The sequence below is a fragment of the Streptomyces sp. NPDC052225 genome, from assembly GCF_040679615.1.
Classification (GTDB): domain Bacteria; phylum Actinomycetota; class Actinomycetes; order Streptomycetales; family Streptomycetaceae; genus Streptomyces.
The window spans coordinates 1-19761 of sequence record NZ_JBFAVD010000052.1 but is presented as its reverse complement, the minus strand read 5'-3'; the positions used below and the strand labels follow the sequence as shown (position 1 = coordinate 19761).

Genomic DNA, 19761 nt, shown 5'->3' with positions numbered 1-19761 from the left:
TTCCGATCCGATTTCCTCGGTGCTTTCCGGCCTTTCGGCCTTCCGGCGGTGTTGACTCTATCAGATCCTTTCGGGCCTGATTCCCAGTCAACCGGCTTGTCTTTGCGGCTGTTGGGCCGTTCCGACGTCCAGAACATTAGCGGATTCCCCGCCCCGGACCTAATCGGGGTCGAAATTGAATTCGGGTACACCGAAAACAATCCCGAAGGAGATCGTGCTGATGTTTTGGTTGCCGCTGCTGCGGCAGGAGGTGTCGTCCCGAGCCCCTGGCGAACCTGGTGGCCCCCGGACAACTCGCAGGACTCTACGCCACGATCGGCGGTAGTACAAAAGCGGGGCCCGGCGCTACGGATCGCGCCGGGCCCCGCCACGCGGAGTCACACTCCGACCGGCTCCTTCTCCACGCCGGCCCCGCCGTCACGCGGTGCCGGGAGGTCCTTGGCGTCGTCGCCCGTGTCGAGCAGGGTGCGCTCGTCGAAGGGGAGTTCGCCGGCGAGGACGCGGCGCACGCGGTCCCGGTCGACCTCTCCGGTCCACGTACCGATGAGGAGCGTGGCCACGGCGTTGCCCGCGAAGTTCGTCAGGGCGCGGGCCTCGCTCATGAAGCGGTCGATGCCGATGATGAGGCCGACGCCGTCGACGAGGCCGGGCTTGTGGGACTGGAGGCCGCTCGCGAGGACCGCGATGCCGGAGCCGGAGACGCCCGCGGCGCCCTTCGACGCGACCATCATGAAGAGGAGCAGGCCGATCTGCTGGCCGATGCTCATCGGCTGGTCCATGGCGTCGGCGATGAAGAGGGACGCCATGGTCAGGTAGATCATCGTGCCGTCGAGGTTGAAGGAGTAGCCCGTCGGGACGGTGATGCCGACGACCGGGCGGGAGACGCCGAGGTGCTCCATCTTCGCGATGAGGCGCGGCAGCGCCGACTCCGAGGACGACGTCGAGAGGATCAGAAGGAACTCGCGGCCGAGGTACTTCAGGAGCGAGAAGATGTTGAAGCCGGTCGCCAGGCGCAGGATCGCCGCCAGGACGATGCCGACGAACAGGGCGCAGGTGACGTAGAAGCCGATCATGATGGTGGCGAGGGCCTTGAGGGCGTCCACGCCGGTTTCGCCGATGACGGCGGCCATCGCGCCGAACGCGCCGACCGGGGCGGCCCACATGATCATGCCGAGGACGCGGAAGACCAGCTTCTGGATGTGCTCGATGCCGCGCAGGACCGGTTCGCCGCCCCGGCCCATGGCCTGGAGGGCGAAGCCGACGAGCAGGGCGACCAGGAGGGTCTGGAGGACCTCGCCCTCCGTGAAGGCGGAGACGAGGGTCGTCGGGATGATGCCGAGGACGAAGTCGACCGGGCCTTCGGCGGCGTCCTTGGCCGCGGTCTGGCCGACGTCCTTCGTGGCATCGGTGAGGTGCATGCCGGTGCCGGGGTCCAGGATGTTGCCGACGATCAGGCCGATGGCGAGGGCGACGACCGACATGCAGATGAAGTAGCCGAGGGCGAGGCCGCCGACCTTGCCGATCTTGGCGGCCTTCCGGACCGAGCCGACGCCGAGGACGATCGTGCAGAAGATGATGGGCGAGATCATCATCTTGATCAGGTTCACGAAGCCCGTGCCGACGGGCTTGAGCTCCTTGGCGAAGTCCGGCCAGATGAAGCCGACGGCGATGCCGAGCAGCACCGCCACGATCACGGCGATGTAGAGATAGTGCGTGCGGTCCCGCTTGGCGGGGGGTGTCGTGGGTGCTTGCCCGGTCTCGGCCACGGTTCCTCCTGAACGACGACGTCGGCGTACTGGAACGGTCTGAAGAGTTCACGTACGCACAGGCCGTGCGGCTCACGGTCTGCGGATCCCGGCGACTATCTCCCAGGCCGTGAGGGCCGTCACCCTTCCGTTCATTTAGTTCGCGCTTATACGAACAGGGGGCGACGAGGCAGACTGGGCGCATGCGCCTCCCCCGTCCCCGCAGCCTGGCCGGCCAGCTGTTCGCGATGCAGGCCGTGCTGGTCGCGGTCGTGGTCGCGGGATGCGCGCTGTTCACGTATCTCAGCGATCGGGGTCAGGCCGAGACGGCCGCGCGGCGGCAGGCGACGGCCGCGGCGACGGCGGTGGCGGACTCCGCTTCGGTGCGGGAGGCGATCACCGGCGGGGGCAGTCCGACCGTGAGCCTCCAGCCGTACGCGCGCGCCGTGCAGCGGCACACCGGGGTCGACTTCGTGACGATCATGGATACGGACGGCATCCGGTGGACGCATCCGAAGAAGGACCGGATCGGGGAGCGTTTCCTCGGGCACATCGGGCCCGCGCTGAAGGGGCGGACGTTCTCGGAGACGTACACGGGGACGCTCGGTCCTTCCGTGCGGGTCGTCACTCCGGTGTACGGGGGTGAGCACCGGGTCATCGGCCTGGTGAGCGCCGGTATCACCGTCGACGAGATCACCGAGCAGGCCCGCGGGCAGGTGCTCGCGGTGGCCGGGGTCGCGATCGCCGCGCTGGTGCTCGGCGGCATCGGTACGTACGTGATCAACGCCCGGCTGCGGCGGCACACGCACGGCATGAACGCGACCGAGCTGAGCCGTATGCACGCCTACCACCAGGCCGCGCTGCACGCCGTACGCGAGGGGCTCGTGATGCTCGACGCGCAGCGGCGGGTCGCTCTGATCAACGACGGGGCGCGCGAGCTGCTCGGTCTGGGAGAGACGGCCGTCGGGCGGGGGGTCGCCGATCTCGGGCTGCCCGCGCCGCTGACGGGGGCGTTGCTGTCCGCCGAGCCGCGGGTCGACGAGGTGCATCTGACGGCCGACCGGGTCGTCGTCGTGAACACGTCGCCGGTGACGAGCGGGGAGCGGCGGGGCACCGTCGTGACCCTGCGCGATCACACCGAACTCCAGTCGGTGATGGGCGAGCTGGACTCCGAGCGGGGGTTCACGCAGGCGCTCAGGTCGCAGGCCCACGAGGCGGCGAACCGGCTGCACACGGTGGTGTCGCTGATCGAGCTGGGCCGGGCGGACGAGGCCGTGGAGTTCGCGACGGCGGAGCTGGAGCTGGCGCAGGCGCTGACCGATCAGGTGGTGGGCGCGGTGAGCGAGCCGGTGCTCGCCGCGCTGCTGCTCGGCAAGGCGGCGCAGGCCAACGAGCACGGGGTCGAGCTGGTCGTGTCCGGTGACACCCGGATCGACGACGGGCTGCTGCCGCGGACGCTGCCGGCCCGCGATCTCGTCACGGTGCTCGGCAATCTGATCGACAACGCGGTCGACGCGGCGCAGGGTTCGCCGCGCGCCCGGGTCACCGTCACCGCCCGCGCGGACGCGGACGGCTGTCTGCTGCTGCGGGTCACGGACACCGGGCCCGGCATCGACCCGGAGCACGCCGACGCGGTCTTCGAGCGCGGCTGGTCGACGAAGCCGGCCGGGCCGGGCGGGCGCGGCCTCGGTCTGGCGCTCGTACGGCAGGCGGTGGCGCGCGGCGGCGGGACGCTGGAGCTTGCCGGGGCGCCGGACGGCGGCGCCGCGTTCACGGTGCGGCTGCCGCTGGCGGGCGCCGTGCCGACACAGCGGCCGAGGTCGCTGCGGAAGGAGGCGACCGCATGAGCGACGACGGGCAGGACGGATCCCTCAAGGTGCTTGTGGTCGAGGACGACCCGGTGGCCGCGGACGCGCATGCGCTGTACGTGGACCGGGTCGCCGGCTTCCGTACGGTCGCCGTCGTGCACACGGCCGCCGAGGCGCGGCGCACGCTGGAGCGCACGCCGGTCGATCTGATCCTGCTCGATCTGCATCTGCCCGACGGGCACGGGCTCGCGCTGGCCCGTTCGCTGCGTGCGGCGGGGCATCAGGCCGATGTCATCGCGGTGACGTCGGCCCGCGATCTGGCGGTGGTCAGGGAGGGGGTGTCGCTCGGCGTGGTCCAGTACGTGTTGAAGCCGTTCACGTTCGCCACGCTGCGGGACCGGCTCGTGCTGTACGCCGGGTACCGGACGTCGACCGGGGAGGCGACCGGGCAGGACGAGGTCGACCGGGCGCTCGCGCATCTGCGTTCGCCGGCGCCGGCCGCGCTGCCGAAGGGGCTGAGCGCGCCGACCCTGGAGCGGGTGACGCACACCGTGCGGGAGGCGGGGGCGGACGGGGTGACCGCGGCGTCGGCCGCCGAGTCGGTCGGCATCTCGCGGATCACGGCCCGCCGCTATCTGGAGCACCTGGTCGACGCGGGGCGTGCGGTGCGCAGCCCGCAGTACGGGCAGGTGGGCCGCCCGGAGCTCGTCTACACCTGGAAGTGAGCGTCCCGCGTTCACCGCCGGGGCTCGATAACAACGTTGTCACGGCATCGGCCTGCACGCTTGCACACCCATTGACCCTGATCGGAGACGGACCGTACGTTCACGGGCAGCCCCGCGGGCGACGGAGCCCGCGCTGTGCTCCGTAGGAGGTCGTGCCCGTGCGCCCCACCGCCCCTCTCCTCGTCGCCACCGCCCTGCTGGCCGCCGGAACACTGACCGCCTGCGGCGGGGGTTCCGGCAGTGACTCGAACACGATCAAGGTCTCGTTCAAGCAGTCCACGGACAACCAGATCAAGGTCATGGACACCTACCTGGCCGCGATGAAGAAGCAGTTCGAGAAGGCCAACCCGGGCAAGAAGGTCGAGCTCGTCCCGATCAAGGCCCCGGACTCCGAGTACTACACGAAGCTCCAGCAGATGCTGCGCTCGCCGAAGACGGCGCCCGACCTGGTCTACGAGGACACGTTCCTGATCAACTCGGACATCACCAGCGGGTACTTGAAGCCGCTGGATCCGTACCTGGAGAAGTGGTCGGACTGGGGCCAGTTCATCGACACGGCGAAGACCGCGGCCAAGGCGCAGGACGGCAAGACGTACGGCGTCCCGGACGGCACGGACACCCGTGGCCTCTGGTACGACAAGGGCATCTTCGCGAAGGCCGGCATCAAGACGCCGTGGCAGCCGAAGAACTGGGCCGAGGTCCTGGACGCGGCGCGCACCATCAAGAAGAAGGTCCCCGGCGCGATCCCGCTGAACGTGTACAGCGGCAAGCCGAACGGCGAGGCCGCGACGATGCAGGGCTTCGAGATGCTCCTGTACGGGACCGAGGGCGCCGACAGCGCCGATCCGCTGTACGACAAGTCGAGCGACAAGTGGATCGCGGGCTCGCAGGCGTTCAAGGACAGCCTGAAGTTCGTGGAGACGGTGTTCAAGGAGAAGCTCGGGCCCGATGTCTCCGACGCCCTCGACCCGAACCTCGCGACGAACGTCCGCGGTGAGCTGCTGCCCGAGGGCAAGCTCGGCATCAACCTCGACGGGTCCTGGCTGCCGCAGGACTGGCTGAAGGGCAGCGGCCACGAGTGGCCCGAGTGGTCCGACAAGCTGGGCCTCGCGCACATGCCGACGCAGCACGGCCAGGCGCCCGGCAAGGTCTCGATGTCGGGCGGCTGGACCTGGGCGATCCCGTCGAAGGCGGCCAACCCCGACCTCGCGTTCGACTTCATCAAGACGATGCAGACCAAGGAGAACGCGCAGCGCTGGTACATCGCCAACTCCGGTATCGCGGTGCGCAAGGACGTCGCCGCCGACCCGGCGTACGTGAAGGCGCAGCCCGGCATCAAGTTCTTCACGGACCTGGTGGCGAGCACGCACTACCGGCCCGCGTATCCCGCGTATCCGAAGGTGTCGACGGCGATCCAGGAGGCGATGGAGTCGGTGACCACCGGGGACGCGTCGGTCGACAAGGCGGCATCCACGTACGACGAGCAGCTGAAGACGGCGGCCGACGGGAAGGTCGTCAGCAAGCCGTGAGCCGCGCCAGGTCCGCGCTGCGCGCGCTGCCGGTCGCTCCGGCGACGATCCTGATGGCCCTGTTCCTCGCGGGCCCGATCGCGTACTGCGCCTACATCGCCTTCACCGATCTCCAGCTCACCGGCCAGGCCTCGTCGTCGTTCGTCGGGTTCGACAACTTCAAGGCCGCGTTCAGGGACGACGCGTTCCTGAACGCGGTGTGGCTGACCCTCGTCTTCACGTTCCTGTCGTCGATCGTCGGGCAGAACACGCTGGGCCTGGCGCTCGCGGCGCTCATGCAGCGCGCTTCGAAGCCGGTCAGGACCGTCACCGGCGCCGTGGTCGTGACGGCGTGGGTGCTGCCGGAGGTCGTCGCCGGGTTCCTCCTCTACGCGTTCTTCCGCCGTGAGGGCACCCTCAACGCGATCCTGGACTGGCTCCATCTCCCGTCCCAGAACTGGCTCTTCACGCTCCCGATCCTCGCGGTGTCGTTCGCGAACGTGTGGCGCGGGACCGCGTTCTCGATGCTCGTCTACTCGGCGGCGCTCTCCGAGATCCCGAAGGAGATCACGGAGGCGGCCGAGGTCGACGGCGCGAACTCCTGGCAGCGGCTGTGGCATGTGACGCTGCCCATGATCCGCCGCTCCATCGGCACGAACCTGATGCTGAACACGCTCCAGACGCTGTCCGTCTTCGGTCTGATCTGGGTGATGACGCGGGGCGGTCCGGGCAATCGCAGCCAGACCCTGCCCCTGTTCATGTACGAGCAGGCCTTCCAGAAGAGCATGATCGGGTACGGCACCGCGGTCGCCCTGCTCCTGCTCGTGGTCGGCTCCCTGTTCTCGCTGGTCTACATGCGCCTGCTGCGCACGGAGGCATGAGTGAAGGCCCGTAACCGCAGGCGCCTGACGGCGGACGTGTCCCTGGTCCTGGTCGGGGCCGCGTTCGTCCTCCCGCTGGCCTGGGTGGTCCTGTCCTCGGTGGACGCCGACGCGAACCTGAGGGTGAAGCTTCCCTCGCACCCGACGCTCGACAACTTCGACGCGGTCCTCAAGCCGGACATCACGTTCACGCCGCTGCTCAACTCGCTGATCCTGTGCGGCGGCGCGACCCTGCTCACGGTGGTCTGCGCGGCGCTCGCCGCGTATCCGCTCTCGCGCTACCGCTCGCGTCTGAACAACCCGTTCCTCGCGACGACGCTCTTCGCGACGTGTCTGCCGATCACGGCGGTGATGGTCCCGGTCTACGCGCTCTTCGTGCAGGTCAATCTGATCGACACGATGTCGGGCACGATCTACTTCTTCACCGCGTCCCAACTCCCGTTCGCCATCTGGCTGATGAAGAACTTCATGGACGGCGTGCCGAAGGAGCTGGAGGAGGCCGCCTGGACGGACGGCGCGAACACCTTCCAGTCCCTGGTGCGGATCGTGCTGCCGCTGATGGGGCCGGGCGTCGCCGTCGTCACGGTGTTCTCCTTCACCATGATGTGGGGCAACTTCTTCGTGCCCTTCATGCTGCTGCTCTCGCCCGACCAGATGCCGGCGTCGGTCAGCATCAACGACTTCTTCGGCAACCGCGGCACGGTGGTCTACGGCCAGCTCGCCGCGTTCTCGATCATCTACTCGACGCCGGTGATCCTGCTGTACGTGCTCGTCTCGCGGCGCTTCGGCGGCGGCTTCGCCCTGGGTGGCGCCATGAAGGGGTGACGTGAGTGACCGCTGTACGTTCCTACGACATGTGACCCAAGGCGAACGCACCGTAGCCAAGCGGCCCGTTCCCCCCTACTTTGTGGCCGTGCAGCCCACCCCCTCGGCCAACCAGCCCACCCCGCCCTTCAACGCCCCTGCCGCCCGCCGCCTCCGTGAGGCACTCGGGATGGCGCCGGGCCATGTCGCGTACGGCATGCGCGCCTCGTACGGGCTCGCGCACGTCACGCCCGACCTGGTCATCGCCTGGGAGCACGGCGACGCGGCGCCCACGCCGGGCGAACTGACCGCGCTCGCCGGGGCGTTGTGGTGCTCGCCCGGTGAACTCATCGGCGCGCCTCGGACGTTGCGGGAGCACCGGCTCGCGCACGGCTTCGCGCCGGAGGACGTGGCCCGCGCGGTGGGCCTGGAGATCCACTCGTATCTGCACATGGAGGAGACGGGCGAGTGGCGGGGCAACGACCGGCAGTCGGCCGCGCTCGCCCAGGTGCTGCGGCTCGCGCCGCGCCCCTTCGCCACGGTGACGGGGCGGGACGGCCAGCTCGCGGACCTGCTGCGCTCGGCGGTGACGACGCGCTGGCAGGCGTACGTACGGCCGCTGGCACGGCTCGTACCGGTGCAGCGGCGGGAGGCGGAGGACGTGCTGCACGAGATGCACCTGGAGTACCAGGCGCTGATGGCGGCGACGCTCAGCTGGGGCGGCGGGCCCGCGCACGGGGCCGGGGACGCCGGGCGGGAGTTCCTGGAGCGGATCCTGGACGAGTTCTGGTCCAGGATCCGCAATCCATGAGGCTGCGGCGGGTGGCCTAGAAGACCGACTCCGCCTCGTCCATCCGGTCCTTCGGGACGGTCTTCAGCTCGGTGACGGCCTCGGCGAGCGGGACCATCGTGATGTCGGTGCCGCGCAGCGCCGTCATCTTGCCGAACTCGCCCTGGTGCGCGGCCTCCACGGCGTGCCAGCCGAAGCGGGTCGCGAGGACGCGGTCGTACGCGGTGGGGGTGCCGCCGCGCTGCACGTGGCCGAGGATGACGGGCCGCGCCTCCTTGCCGAGGCGGGACTCCAGCTCGTACGCGAGGGCGGTGCCGATGCCCTGGAACCGCTCGTGGCCGAACTGGTCGATGGCGCCCGTGCCGTAGTCCATGGTGCCCTCGGCCGGGTGCGCGCCCTCGGCGACGCAGATGACGGCGAACTTCTTGCCGCGCGCGAACCGCTCCTCGACCATCTTGACCAGGTCGGCCGGGTCGAAGGGGCGCTCGGGCAGGCAGATGCCGTGGGCGCCGCCGGCCATGCCGGACTCCAGGGCGATCCAGCCGGCGTGCCGGCCCATGACCTCGACGACCATGACGCGCTGGTGGGACTCGGCGGTCGTCTTCAGGCGGTCGATCGCCTCGGTGGCGACGCCGACGGCGGTGTCGAAGCCGAAGGTGCGGTCGGTGGAGGAGATGTCGTTGTCGATCGTCTTCGGGACTCCGACGACCGGCAGGCCCGCGTCGGCGAGCATCCGGGCCGCCGTGAGCGTGCCCTCGCCGCCGATCGGGATGAGGACGTCGAAGCCGATCTCCTCGGCGAGCTGCTTGGCGTTGTCGCAGAACGCGCGGAACTTGTCGCGCTCCAGGCGGGACGAGCCGAGGATGGTGCCGCCCCGGGCGAGGATGCCGGTGACCGCGTTCACATCGAGCGGGCGCCAGCGCCCGTCGAGCAGCCCCGCGTAACCGTCCTCGAAGCCGAGCACCTCGTCGCCGTAGTGCGTCACGGCACGGTGCACGACCGACCGGATCACTGCGTTCAGGCCAGGGCAGTCGCCGCCTGCGGTGAGAACTCCGATACGCATCTGGCTGTGTCTCCTGCTCGCTGCTGGTACGTCTGAGCCATGCCGATTCTTCCACGGTCCGGGAGGCACCGCGTTCGCGGACGGCCACAAGGGGAGCTTCGGCACTGCCCGGAAGGGCACTAGGACCCTGCTGTCCAGGCCCTTTGTCCGGCGGGCGACCTAGCCATGCCCGGAGGTATTGTCAAGAGGGCACGGCTACCGATACGGCCATTTTTTAGGTTCTCGACACCATGAGACCGATGGAAAGGGAGAGCACGCGTGACGCGCAGCGTGTACGTGACCGGGATCGACCGGGGTGACGGCCGCCAGGTCGTCGAGCTGGGAGTCATGGAGCTCCTGACCCGACAGGTCGACCGGGTGGGGGTCTTCCGTCCGCTCGTCCACGACGGTCCCGACCGGCTCTTCGATCTGCTGCGGGCGCGCTACCGCCTGTCGCAGGACCCGGCGACCGTCTACGGCCTCGACTATCACGAGGCCTCCGCGATCCAGGCCGAGCAGGGCACCGACGAACTGGTCTCGCGCCTGGTCGACCGGTTCCACGGGGTGGCCCGCGACTACGACGTCGTGCTCGTGCTCGGCACGGACTTCGCCGACACCCAGCTGCCGGACGAGCTCGCCCTCAACGCCCGCCTGGCCAACGAGTTCGGCGCCTCCGTCGTCCCCGTCGTCGGCGGCAAGAAGCAGACCGAGGACTCGGTGCGCGCCGAGGCCCGCAACGCCTACCGCGCCTACGACGGCCTGGGCTGCGACGTCCTCGCGATGGTCGTGAACCGGGTCGCGCCGGGCGACCGCGACGAGATACACGAGCGGCTGAGCAACCGCCTGCCCGTGCCCTGCTACGTCCTCCCCGACGAGCCCGCCCTTTCCGCCCCCACCGTCGCCCAGATCACCCACGCCCTCGGCGGCACGGTGCTGCTCGGCGACGACGCGGGCCTCGCGCGCGACGCGCTCGACTTCGTCTTCGGCGGCGCGATGCTGCCGAACTTCCTCAACGCCCTGACCCCGGGCTGCATGGTCGTCACCCCCGGCGACCGCGCCGACCTCGTCGTCGGCTCGCTGGCCGCGCACAGTGCGGGCACGCCGCCGATCGCGGGCGTCCTCCTGACCCTGAACGAGCGGCCCGGCGAGGAGATCCTCAAGCTCGCCGACCGGCTCGCACCGGGCACCCCGGTGATCGCGGTGGCCGGCGGCTCGTTCCCCACGGCGGCCGAACTCTTCGCCCTGGAGGGCAAGTTGAACGCCGCGACGCCGAGGAAGGCCGAGACGGCGCTCGGGCTCTTCGAGCGGTACGTCGACACGGCCGGGCTCCTGAAGACCATCCAGGCACCGTCCTCCGACCGCGTCACGCCGATGATGTTCGAGCACAAGCTCCTGGAGCAGGCCCGCTCGGACAAGCGCCGCGTCGTGCTGCCCGAGGGCACGGAGGAGCGGGTGCTGCGCGCCGCCGACGTGCTGCTGCGCCGCGGCGTCTGCGACCTCACGCTGCTCGGCCCGGTCGAGCAGATCCGCAAGAAGGCGGCCGACCTCGGCGTCGACCTCGCCGACTCGGAGCTGATCGACCCGACGACGTCCGAGCTGCGGGAGCGGTTCGCCGGCGAGTACGCGGCGCTGCGCGCGCACAAGGGCGTCACCGTCGAGCTGGCCCACGACGTGGTCGCCGACGTGAACTACTTCGGCACGCTGATGGTCCAGAGCGGTCTGGCCGACGGCATGGTGTCGGGGTCCGTGCACTCGACGGCCGCGACCATCCGGCCCGCCTTCGAGATCATCAAGACGAAGCCGGACGCCGCGATCGTCTCGTCCGTCTTCTTCATGTGCCTGGCCGACAAGGTCCTCGTCTACGGCGACTGCGCGGTCAACCCGGATCCGAACGCCCAGCAGCTCGCGGACATCGCGACGCAGTCGGCCGGCACCGCCGCCCAGTTCGGCGTCGACCCGCGGATCGCGATGCTGTCGTACTCGACCGGCACCTCCGGGTCCGGCGCCGACGTCGACAAGGTCCGCGAGGCCACGGAGATCGTCAAGAGTGCGCGCCCCGACCTGAAGATCGAGGGCCCGATCCAGTACGACGCCGCCGTCGAGCCGTCCGTCGCGGCGACCAAGCTGCCGGGGTCCGAGGTCGCGGGCCAGGCCAGCGTGCTGATCTTCCCGGACCTCAACACCGGCAACAACACGTACAAGGCCGTGCAGCGCTCGGCCGGCGCGATCGCCGTCGGCCCGGTCCTCCAGGGCCTGCGCAAGCCGGTCAACGACCTGTCGCGCGGCGCGCTCGTACAGGACATCGTGAACACCGTCGCCATCACGGCGATCCAGGCCCAGACCCCCACCGAAAAGGCGCCCGCCCAGTGACACCGACACCGACCCGCGTACTCGTCCTCAACTCCGGCTCCTCGTCGGTGAAGTACCAGCTCCTCGACATGCGCGACGGAGCCCGGCTCGCCCAGGGCCTCGTCGAGCGCATCGGCGAGGAGACGTCCCGGCTCAAGCACACCCCGCTGACCGGCGGCGAGAGCCGTGAGCAGAACCGGCCGATCGCCGACCACGAGGAGGCGCTCAAGGCGGTCGCCGAGGAGCTGGCGCACGACGGGCTCGGCCTCGACTCCCCCGAGCTGGCCGCGATCGGCCACCGCGTGGTGCACGGCGGCAAGTTCTTCACACAGCCGACCGTGATCGACGACGCGGTCCTCGCCGAGGTCGAGCGGCTCATCCCGGTGGCGCCGCTGCACAACCCGGCGAACCTCACGGGCATCCGTACGGCGATGGCGCTCCGTCCCGACCTGCCGCAGGTCGCGGTCTTCGACACGGCGTTCCACACGACGATGCCGGAGTCGGCCGCGCGCTACGCGATCGACGTGAAGACGGCCGACGAGCACCGCATCCAGCGCTACGGCTTCCACGGCACATCGCACGCGTACGTGTCGCGCAGGACCGCCGAACTCCTCGGCCGCGAGCCGGAGGAGGTCAACGTGATCGTGCTGCACCTGGGCAACGGCGCCTCCGCCTCGGCGGTGCGCGGCGGGGTGTGCGTGGACACGTCGATGGGTCTGACCCCGCTTGAGGGGCTAGTGATGGGTACGCGTTCAGGAGACGTCGACCCGGCCGTCATCTTCCATCTGATGCGGGTGGGCAACATGTCGGCGGACGAGATCGACGTCCTGCTCAACAAGAAGTCGGGCCTGATCGGCCTGTGCGGCGACAACGACATGCGCGAGATCCGCCGTCGGATCGACGAGGGCGACCGGGAGGCGAAGCTCGCCTTCGACATCTACATCCACCGCCTGAAGAAGTACATCGGGGCGTACTACGCGGTACTCGGCCGGGTGGACGCGATCGCGTTCACGGCGGGGGTCGGCGAGAACGCGGCGCCGGTGCGCGAAGCTGCGGTCGCGGGCCTGGAGGAGCTGGGCCTCGCGGTCGACGGCGAGCTCAATTCCGTACGATCCGACGAGGCCAGGATCATCTCGCCCGAGTACGCCCGGGTCGCCGTCGCCGTGGTCCCCACGGACGAGGAGCTGGAGATCGCCCAGCAGACGTACGCGCTGGTCGAGGCTGCCGGCCGGTGACGTGACAGCCGTCACGTCTGAGCACCCGACCGCCCATTTGTAGATTCCACCAGACGGAATATTCCGTAGCGAAACAAACCGATAGGATCGCCCCCATGCGCCGTTCCAAAATCGTCTGCACGCTGGGCCCCGCCGTCGACTCCGAAGAGCAGCTCGTCTCGCTGATCGAGGCCGGCATGAATGTGGCCCGCTTCAACTTCAGCCACGGCACCCACGCCGAGCACCAGGGTCGCTACGACCGTGTCCGTGCCGCCGCCACCAAGACGGGCCGCGCCGTGGGCGTGCTCGCCGACCTCCAGGGTCCGAAGATCCGCCTGGAGACCTTCGCCGAGGGCCCCGTCGAGCTGGTGCGCGGTGACGAGTTCACCATCACCACGGAGGACGTGCCCGGCGACAAGTCGATCTGCGGCACGACGTACAAGGGTCTGCCGGGCGACGTCTCGCGCGGTGACCAGATCCTCATCAACGACGGCAACGTCGAGCTCAAGGTGATGGACGTCGAGGGCCCGCGGGTCAAGACGATCGTCATCGAGGGCGGTGTCATCTCCGACCACAAGGGCATCAACCTGCCCGGCGCGGCCGTCAACGTGCCGGCCCTGTCCGAGAAGGACATCGAGGACCTCCGCTTCGCCCTGAAGATGGGCTGCGACATGGTCGCCCTGTCCTTCGTGCGCGACGCCAACGACGTCAAGGACGTCCACAAGGTGATGGACGAGGAGGGCCGCCGGGTCCCCGTCATCGCCAAGGTGGAGAAGCCGCAGGCCGTCGCCAACATGGAGGGCGTCGTCGCGGCGTTCGACGCGGTGATGGTGGCCCGTGGCGACCTCGCCGTCGAGTACCCGCTCGAGAAGGTCCCGATGGTGCAGAAGCGCCTCGTGGAGATGTGCCGCCGCAACGCCAAGCCGGTGATCGTCGCGACCCAGATGATGGAGTCGATGATCACCAACTCGCGCCCCACGCGCGCCGAGGCGTCCGACGTCGCCAACGCCATCCTGGACGGCGCCGACGCGGTCATGCTGTCCGCCGAGTCGTCGGTCGGCGCGTACCCGATCGAGACCGTCAAGACGATGTCGAAGATCGTCGTGGCGGCCGAGGAGGAGCTGCTCTCCAAGGGCCTCCAGCCGCTCGTCCCGGGCAAGAAGCCGCGCACGCAGGGTGGTTCGGTCGCCCGCGCCGCGTGCGAGATCGCGGACTTCCTGGACGGCGAGGCGCTGGTCGCCTTCACGCACTCCGGTGACACGGCCCGCCGTCTGTCCCGTTACCGCGCGGCCCAGCCGATCCTCGCGTTCACCACGCAGGAGAGCACCCGCAACCAGCTCGCGCTGAGCTGGGGCGTGGAGTCGTACGTCGTGCCGCACGTGGACTCGACGGACGAGATGGTCGAGCTGGTCGACGCCGAGCTGATCAAGCTCAGCCGCTTCAACGACGGCGACACCGTGGTCATCACGGCCGGTTCGCCCCCCGGCGTCCCCGGCACCACCAACATGGTCCGGGTGCACCACCTGGGCGGCGGCCAGCGCGACTGACGCACCGCCGGACGGCAACGACTGAGGGCGCCCCCCGATGGGGGGCGCCCTCAGTCTTGTGCGGCTCCCGAACTGGCTTGTTGGCCCTGACGGGTACGGTCAGCTGTCCTCGACCGTGGTGTGGAGCCCCGGCACGTGCAGGGTTCCGCCGAACTGCGAGGCCTGCGTGACCTTCACGTTGGTGAAGTACAGGATCGGCAGGTTGACCGGCGGCGGGTTCTTGGCGTTGAACGTCATGGGGATGAGCCCGAGCAGATTGCCCGACAGCTCCTCCGTGTACATGGTCGTCGTCCCGCCGCGGATCGTCGACGTGGAGCCCTTGTCGGCGCGGATGTGGAAGTACTTGCCGTTGGGGCCCTGAGCGATCTGGTGCAGGTCGCCGATGTCGGTCCCGTTCGAGATCACGTACTTCATGACGCGCTTGGTGGTCCCGTCGGCCATCCGCACATCGACCAGGCCCTTGTAGTCCGCGCCCTTGAGCAGCAGGGAACTGGCCTCCAGCCTCCAGGTGGTGTCCGGAAGCTGGGCAGGGGTGTCCTCGTCGGCACCCGCCGCGTCGGTGGCGACCGGGCAGTTGTCGGGGATGCCCTCGGAGGCGCTGGGCGACGGGGTCGCCGTGGCCTCGGCCTTCTCGGCGGCGTCCTTCGCCGCGTCCCCGGCCTTGTCCGTCGTGTCCCGGGCGGCGTCGCCGGCCTTGTCGGTCGTGTCCTTGACCGTGTCCTCGACCTTGTCCGTCGTGTCCTTGACGGTGTCGCCGAGGTCGCCGGAGGCGGACGCGGACGGCGAGGGGGTCGGACTGGCCGACTCCTTGTCGTCCGGCGTGAACAGGTCCTTGAGCGCGTCGCCGACACCCAGCGGGTCGAGCGGGTTGGTCGTCTCGGACGGCGAGGGCGACGGGGTTGCCGCGTCCTTGCTGTCGGTCGACGTCGACGCGGAGGCGGACGGCGTGGGCGTCGGCGTCGCCGTGTCCTTGCCGTCCGTGGAGCCCGAGCCGGAGCCGGAGTCCTTGTCGCCGCCGGCGCTGTCCTTGGAAGCCGACGCGGAGGGCGACGGCGTCGCGGACGGCTCGGCCTTGTCCTTGCCGTCGGTGGAGTCGGTGGCGGTCTTGCCGTCCCGCTCCGCCTCGACGGCGTCGGCGCACGCCTTGTAGTCGTCCGCCGAGAAGTTCGTCGGGTTGTCCTTGGCCATGGCCAGCGTGGGCGTGAGGCCCATGCCCATGAGCACGGCCGTGGGCATCGCCGCGATGGCTATCGCCTTGCCCGCGGGCATGTGCAGCTTGGTGAACAGATGCTTCCTCGGTGCTGCATGCCGCGGCCCGGTTCTCGCACGGGACTCCCCCGCGGAGCCCTCGTGGTGCACCTCGTCAGCCGGCACGGTGCCTCCCGTTCGTCCCGTCATCATCCGGGCTCGTCCCTGACACGTCGTCGTTTGCGCCCAGCGCCCCGCCCGCAACTCCCGGGGCCCCCGCGGCCTTCGGGTCGGCGGCTTGTCCCTCGGCCGGCCTGCCGGGCGCCCAGGAGACGCCGAGGGCGCCGCCGACGAGGGCGAGCAGGAAGCCGATGACGAAGCCACCGAAGTTGGAGACCACCAGGGAGACCAGGGCGAGAAGAATCGCCGCCACACCCGCGAACACCCGGGAGTGCGGCTGGAACCACATCGTCAGGCCGAGCACGACGAGCAGGACGCCGATGATGAGCGAACCGGCACCGGCCGTGGTGGCCATCCGGATCGTCATGCTGCCGAGCGTCAGATTCGCGTACGGAAAGTACATGATGGGGATGCCGCCGAGGATCGACAGCAGACCACCCCAGAATGGGCGCTGACCGCGCCACCCTCGGAACGATTGGCGCATGTGACCAAGCTTCGGGCCCAGTCCTGCGTGCGCTTCGGCGCTCATGTCGTACAGCTCCTCGGGAATGGCGTTGTTCTGTGGTGATGGTGGCTGTCCGGATACGGGCACGGGGACGGTCCTGGATCACTCCCGTACGCCCCCGCGCCCGGCCGTTCAGCACATCAGGCGCTCAAGTGCCTTGGCCTGGACCCTGGTGGGGGCCCGTACGGCCTAGTAGCACTCGTGCGAGCCCTTCTGGACGCTCATCTTGAGCCCCGAGAGCTTGAAGGTGCCGGCCGTCGTGGCCCACGCGCGCTGCTGGACGTTCTCGAAGTGCACCGAGTCGGCCTGCTGGGCGAACGAGTTCGGGTCGGCCTTGTCGCCCTGGTGGATACCCGGGCCCTTGGCCGCGTCGCCCGCCGCCACACCGATGTCGATGTTCTTGAAGGTCGCGTCGGCCTTCAGGTCATCGGCGTCGATGTAGAGGGTCTTGGCCTCGACCGGGTTGGCCTTGTCGGTACCGGCCGACAGCTTCATCGACACGTCGCCGAAGACCGGGACGGGGACAACCACCGACTGGCAGAGGTTGTTGATCGTCGCGGACTTCATACCGACGACGGCGACCGGGTGGGCCCCCGTCTTACCGGTGTCGAGGGCGCCGTACTGCACGAAGCCCTTGCCATCGAGAGAGTCCGCCGTCACCTTGAACGACTGACCCGAAACACTGAACGATGCCGCGAGCGCACCCTGGGACAGGGCGACGCCTATCGCGGCTGTCGCCGCGACGCTCGGCACCATGACTACGGCGAACCGCTTCCATCTGGTTCCGCCACGAATCATGGAATTCACGACTTTCCTCCTTCTCGGACGTACATCTCCTGGCCCTGACTGCCCCTTGCGGCGGCTCAGCCGGGCAGGGATGGGAGAAGTGCTACGTCCTCGGGAAGGAGAGCGCCCGCATCGGAGGTACTGATCTTCCGCACCCTGATCACCGGCGATCACCCCCGAGCGACAACCACTGGTCGCACCTGAGCCATCACGCGCAACCTGCCGGACAGGCCCAGCCGGACGGCTGAGACCCCCCTGTCCTGAGACCGCCGGCGCTCCCCTTGGTTCGCCGTCGACCTGCTCGGTGGGGACCCAAGAACCCCACGGCCCGAATGGCTGCCGGACGGTGGGGAGTGGACCGAGCGTGCCCGATCGTGGTGCATTCCCGTCGCTCGCACAAGGGGGTTCGTTACTCACGGGTAACGGACGGATAACCGAACCACGACCGCCCGGCATCGGCCGACAACTCAGGGTGCTGTCAAGTGAGTTGCCATATACGTTGAATCCGGCACGGAACCGGACAGAAGAAGCCCCCCGACTTACTCCAAGTAACAGCGGCCACGTTTACCAAGTTTTGGTAAAGCGCGGCCGCTGTGCGTCCCTGGGGACAGAACTTTCACCCCGGCACCACAAGCCGCGGCGTTTAAGAACTGGTCACCGACGGCTCAGAAGAGAACCCGGGCCAGAGCCGTACGGGCCGTGGTCACCCGGGGGTCGTCGGCGCCAACGATCTCGAACAGTTCGAGCAGGCGGACCCGCGCCGCGTCCCGGTCGTCGCCGGCCGAGCGGGCCACCGCGTCGACGAGCCGCCCGAAGGCGTCCGCCACGTGCCCGCCGACCAGGTCCAGGTCGGCGGCCGCGATCTGGGCCTGCACGTCAGCGGGGCGCTCAGCGGCGCTCTTGCGCACCTCCTGCGGGTCCATGTCCTGGACGCGCTGCAGGAGTTCGGCCTGCCCGAGGCCGAGCTTGGCCTCGGTGTTGCCGGGGTCGTCGGACAGCACGTTCTTGTACGCCTGGATCGCGCCGGCCATGTCGCCCGCGTCCAGAGCCTGAACGGCCGCCTCGAGAAGGGAGTCGTACGGACCGGCCGGAGCCTCCACGACCGGTGCGGGTCCCTCCGCATCCTGGTCCACGGCGATCCCCGTGAGCCCGAAGCGCTCCTCGGCGACCTGGATCAACTGGTCGAGCGTGCCCCGGATCTGGGCCTCGGGGGCGGCACCCTGGAAGAGCGGCAGCGCCTGTCCCGCGACGACCGCGAAGACGGCGGGGATCCCCTGGACCCCGAACTGCTGCATCAGCATCTGGTTGGCATCGACGTCGATCTTGGCAAGGACGAACCGGCCGCTGTACTCGGCGGCGAGCCGCTCGAGCAACGGGCTCAGCTGCTTGCAGGGCTCGCACCACTCGGCCCAGAAGTCGATGACGACGGGCACTTCGGTGGAGCGCTGGAGTACGTCGCGCTCGAAACCGGCCTCGTCCACATCGATGACGAGGCTCGAAGGCGGGACCGCCGACGGGCCGCCGCCCTGCCGGGCCGCTTCGGCGCGCGCCTGCTCCGCCTTCGCCTTGGCCTCCTGGGCCGCCTTCACCGCGGCGAGATCGACGACTCCGCTCATGGACATGTTCCGTGGCTGCATGAGTGCATTCTCTCCCTTCCGCGGACGGTTGTGGGCCGGGTCCGGCTCCGTGAGCCTCCCGCCGGAGTGCGAGACGCACAAAGAGACACGGAGCGGACTCGGCCGGGTGCTTCGGCGCCGGGTCCCCACCCGGCACCAGTGGTTGCCGCTCGTCGTGACCGGCTCGGGGTGCAGATCCGAGTCGACCGTTACGAGATCGAGCTTTCGCTACGAGTCGTAGCGTAACTGTCGGCTCCGGCGCGTGGGGCGCGACCCCCGGTGATCTGGCTCACCCGCGCCCGCGGCCTACCGGCCGGTATGGTCCTTGACCATGCAGAGCCGCACGCCGCCCCGAACAGGTCGCCCCCGGTCCGCCGCGGCGGACGAGGCGATCCTGGAGGCGACGCGTGCGGCGCTCGTGGAGCTGGGCTGGTCCAAGCTGACCCTGGGCGACGTGGCGACGCGGGCGGGCGTCGCGAAGACGACCCTGTACCGCCGCTGGGCGGGCAAGAACGAGCTCGTGGTCGACGCGGTGGCCGTCCTCTTCGATGAACTCGAACTGCCCGACAGAGGTTCCCTCGCGGCCGACATCGAGGGCGTGGTGCTTCAGTTCGCGGCGCTGCTCGACCGGCCCGAGACCAAGACGGCGCTGATGGCGGTGGTCGCCGAGTCGACGCGTGACGCTCCGCTGCGGGAGCGGATCCGTACGTCGATCGTGGACCGGCAGAAACGTCTCGTCCTGGAGGGGCGGGCCCGGGCCGAACGCCGCGGCGAGCTTCCGGCGTCCGCGGATCCGGCCGCGGCGGCGCGTACGGCTGACCTGATCTTCGATGTGGCGGCCGGGGCGGTGGTGCACCGGACGCTGGTGAGTGCGGAGCCGGTGGACGCGGAGTGGGTCCGGCGGTTCACTTCATTGCTGCTCGGCGGTCTGACGGCGGCTTCGGAATAGCCACCGGGGGTTCGTTGCCGAGTGCGGCTTTCGTCGTGGCTGGTCGCGCAGTTCCCCGCGCCCCTGGGGAAGCTGCGCGCAGCGCATGCTTCAGGGGCGCGGGGCTGTGTCATGAGCGGCTCCG

Annotated in this window: 16 protein-coding genes; 10 read left to right on the top strand and 6 right to left on the bottom strand. The window is 69.6% G+C overall.

What is annotated here, in order from left to right; all coding sequences use genetic code 11:
* Positions 1-377 precede the first annotated feature (377 nt).
* Complete coding sequence (locus AB0L37_RS37715) at positions 378-1766, bottom strand: cation:dicarboxylase symporter family transporter (protein ID WP_365516466.1); 1389 nt, start codon at positions 1764-1766, stop codon at positions 378-380.
* Positions 1767-1948: 182 nt separating this feature from the next.
* Between AB0L37_RS37715 and AB0L37_RS37710 the strand changes: the two genes are divergently transcribed.
* The 6 genes from AB0L37_RS37710 (at position 1949) to AB0L37_RS37685 (ending at position 8282) form a co-directional block, all read left to right on the top strand.
* Positions 1949-3592 carry a sensor histidine kinase gene (locus AB0L37_RS37710; protein WP_365516463.1) on the top strand — a complete coding sequence of 548 codons (1644 nt, stop codon included), beginning with the start codon at positions 1949-1951 and terminating at the stop codon, positions 3590-3592.
* Positions 3589-4278 carry a response regulator gene (locus AB0L37_RS37705; protein ID WP_365516460.1) on the top strand — a complete coding sequence of 230 codons (690 nt, stop codon included), beginning with the start codon at positions 3589-3591 and terminating at the stop codon, positions 4276-4278. Before AB0L37_RS37710 ends, AB0L37_RS37705 begins: the two co-directional genes overlap by 4 nt.
* A gap of 158 nt (positions 4279-4436) precedes the next feature.
* A complete protein-coding gene (locus AB0L37_RS37700) occupies positions 4437-5807 on the top strand; it encodes an extracellular solute-binding protein (RefSeq protein WP_365516457.1) in 1371 nt (456 codons plus the stop codon).
* Positions 5808-5860: 53 nt separating this feature from the next.
* Positions 5861-6667, top strand: coding sequence for a sugar ABC transporter permease (locus AB0L37_RS37695; protein ID WP_365516469.1), 807 nt, complete (start codon positions 5861-5863; stop codon positions 6665-6667).
* The gene (locus AB0L37_RS37690; protein WP_365516454.1) at positions 6668-7492 is read left to right on the top strand and encodes a carbohydrate ABC transporter permease; all 825 of its coding nucleotides are present in this window, start codon (positions 6668-6670) and stop codon (positions 7490-7492) included.
* Between the two features lie 82 nt (positions 7493-7574).
* Complete coding sequence (locus AB0L37_RS37685; RefSeq protein ID WP_365516451.1) at positions 7575-8282, top strand: helix-turn-helix transcriptional regulator; 708 nt, start codon at positions 7575-7577, stop codon at positions 8280-8282.
* A gap of 16 nt (positions 8283-8298) precedes the next feature.
* Here AB0L37_RS37685 and AB0L37_RS37680 read toward each other — a convergent pair whose 3' ends face one another.
* On the bottom strand, positions 8299-9324 hold the full coding sequence (locus AB0L37_RS37680; RefSeq protein WP_365516448.1) for an ATP-dependent 6-phosphofructokinase: 1026 nt from the start codon (positions 9322-9324) through the stop codon (positions 8299-8301).
* Between the two features lie 258 nt (positions 9325-9582).
* Here AB0L37_RS37680 and pta point away from each other — a divergent pair, with 258 nt between their 5' ends.
* The 3 genes from pta (at position 9583) to pyk (ending at position 14413) form a co-directional block, all read left to right on the top strand.
* A complete protein-coding gene (gene pta / locus AB0L37_RS37675; RefSeq protein WP_365516446.1) occupies positions 9583-11673 on the top strand; it encodes a phosphate acetyltransferase in 2091 nt (696 codons plus the stop codon).
* Positions 11670-12887 (top strand): acetate kinase, encoded by a 1218-nt coding sequence (locus AB0L37_RS37670; RefSeq protein ID WP_365516443.1) that lies wholly within the window; start codon positions 11670-11672, stop codon positions 12885-12887. The genes pta and AB0L37_RS37670 overlap by 4 nt, the downstream gene beginning before the upstream one ends.
* A gap of 95 nt (positions 12888-12982) precedes the next feature.
* Positions 12983-14413, top strand: a complete 1431-nt coding sequence (pyk, locus tag AB0L37_RS37665; RefSeq protein WP_365516440.1) for a pyruvate kinase — start codon at positions 12983-12985, stop codon at positions 14411-14413.
* 99 nt (positions 14414-14512) lie between these two features.
* Here the strand turns inward: pyk and AB0L37_RS37660 are convergent, their stop codons facing one another.
* From AB0L37_RS37660 to AB0L37_RS37645, 4 genes are all read right to left on the bottom strand, one after another.
* Entirely contained in the window at positions 14513-15787 is a 1275-nt protein-coding gene (locus AB0L37_RS37660) for a hypothetical protein (RefSeq protein ID WP_365516438.1), read from the bottom strand.
* Positions 15777-16310: a DUF6114 domain-containing protein gene (locus AB0L37_RS37655; protein ID WP_365516435.1), complete on the bottom strand. Its 534-nt coding sequence runs from the start codon at positions 16308-16310 to the stop codon at positions 15777-15779. Before AB0L37_RS37655 ends, AB0L37_RS37660 begins: the two co-directional genes overlap by 11 nt.
* A 165-nt stretch (positions 16311-16475) precedes the next feature.
* Entirely contained in the window at positions 16476-17093 is a 618-nt protein-coding gene (locus AB0L37_RS37650; protein WP_365516432.1) for a DUF6230 family protein, read from the bottom strand.
* Positions 17094-17737: 644 nt separating this feature from the next.
* Positions 17738-18709 carry a tetratricopeptide repeat protein gene (locus tag AB0L37_RS37645; protein WP_365516430.1) on the bottom strand — a complete coding sequence of 324 codons (972 nt, stop codon included), beginning with the start codon at positions 18707-18709 and terminating at the stop codon, positions 17738-17740.
* 310 nt (positions 18710-19019) lie between these two features.
* Here AB0L37_RS37645 and AB0L37_RS37640 point away from each other — a divergent pair, with 310 nt between their 5' ends.
* Positions 19020-19637, top strand: coding sequence for a TetR/AcrR family transcriptional regulator (locus AB0L37_RS37640; protein ID WP_365516427.1), 618 nt, complete (start codon positions 19020-19022; stop codon positions 19635-19637).
* Positions 19638-19761: the final 124 nt, after the last annotated feature.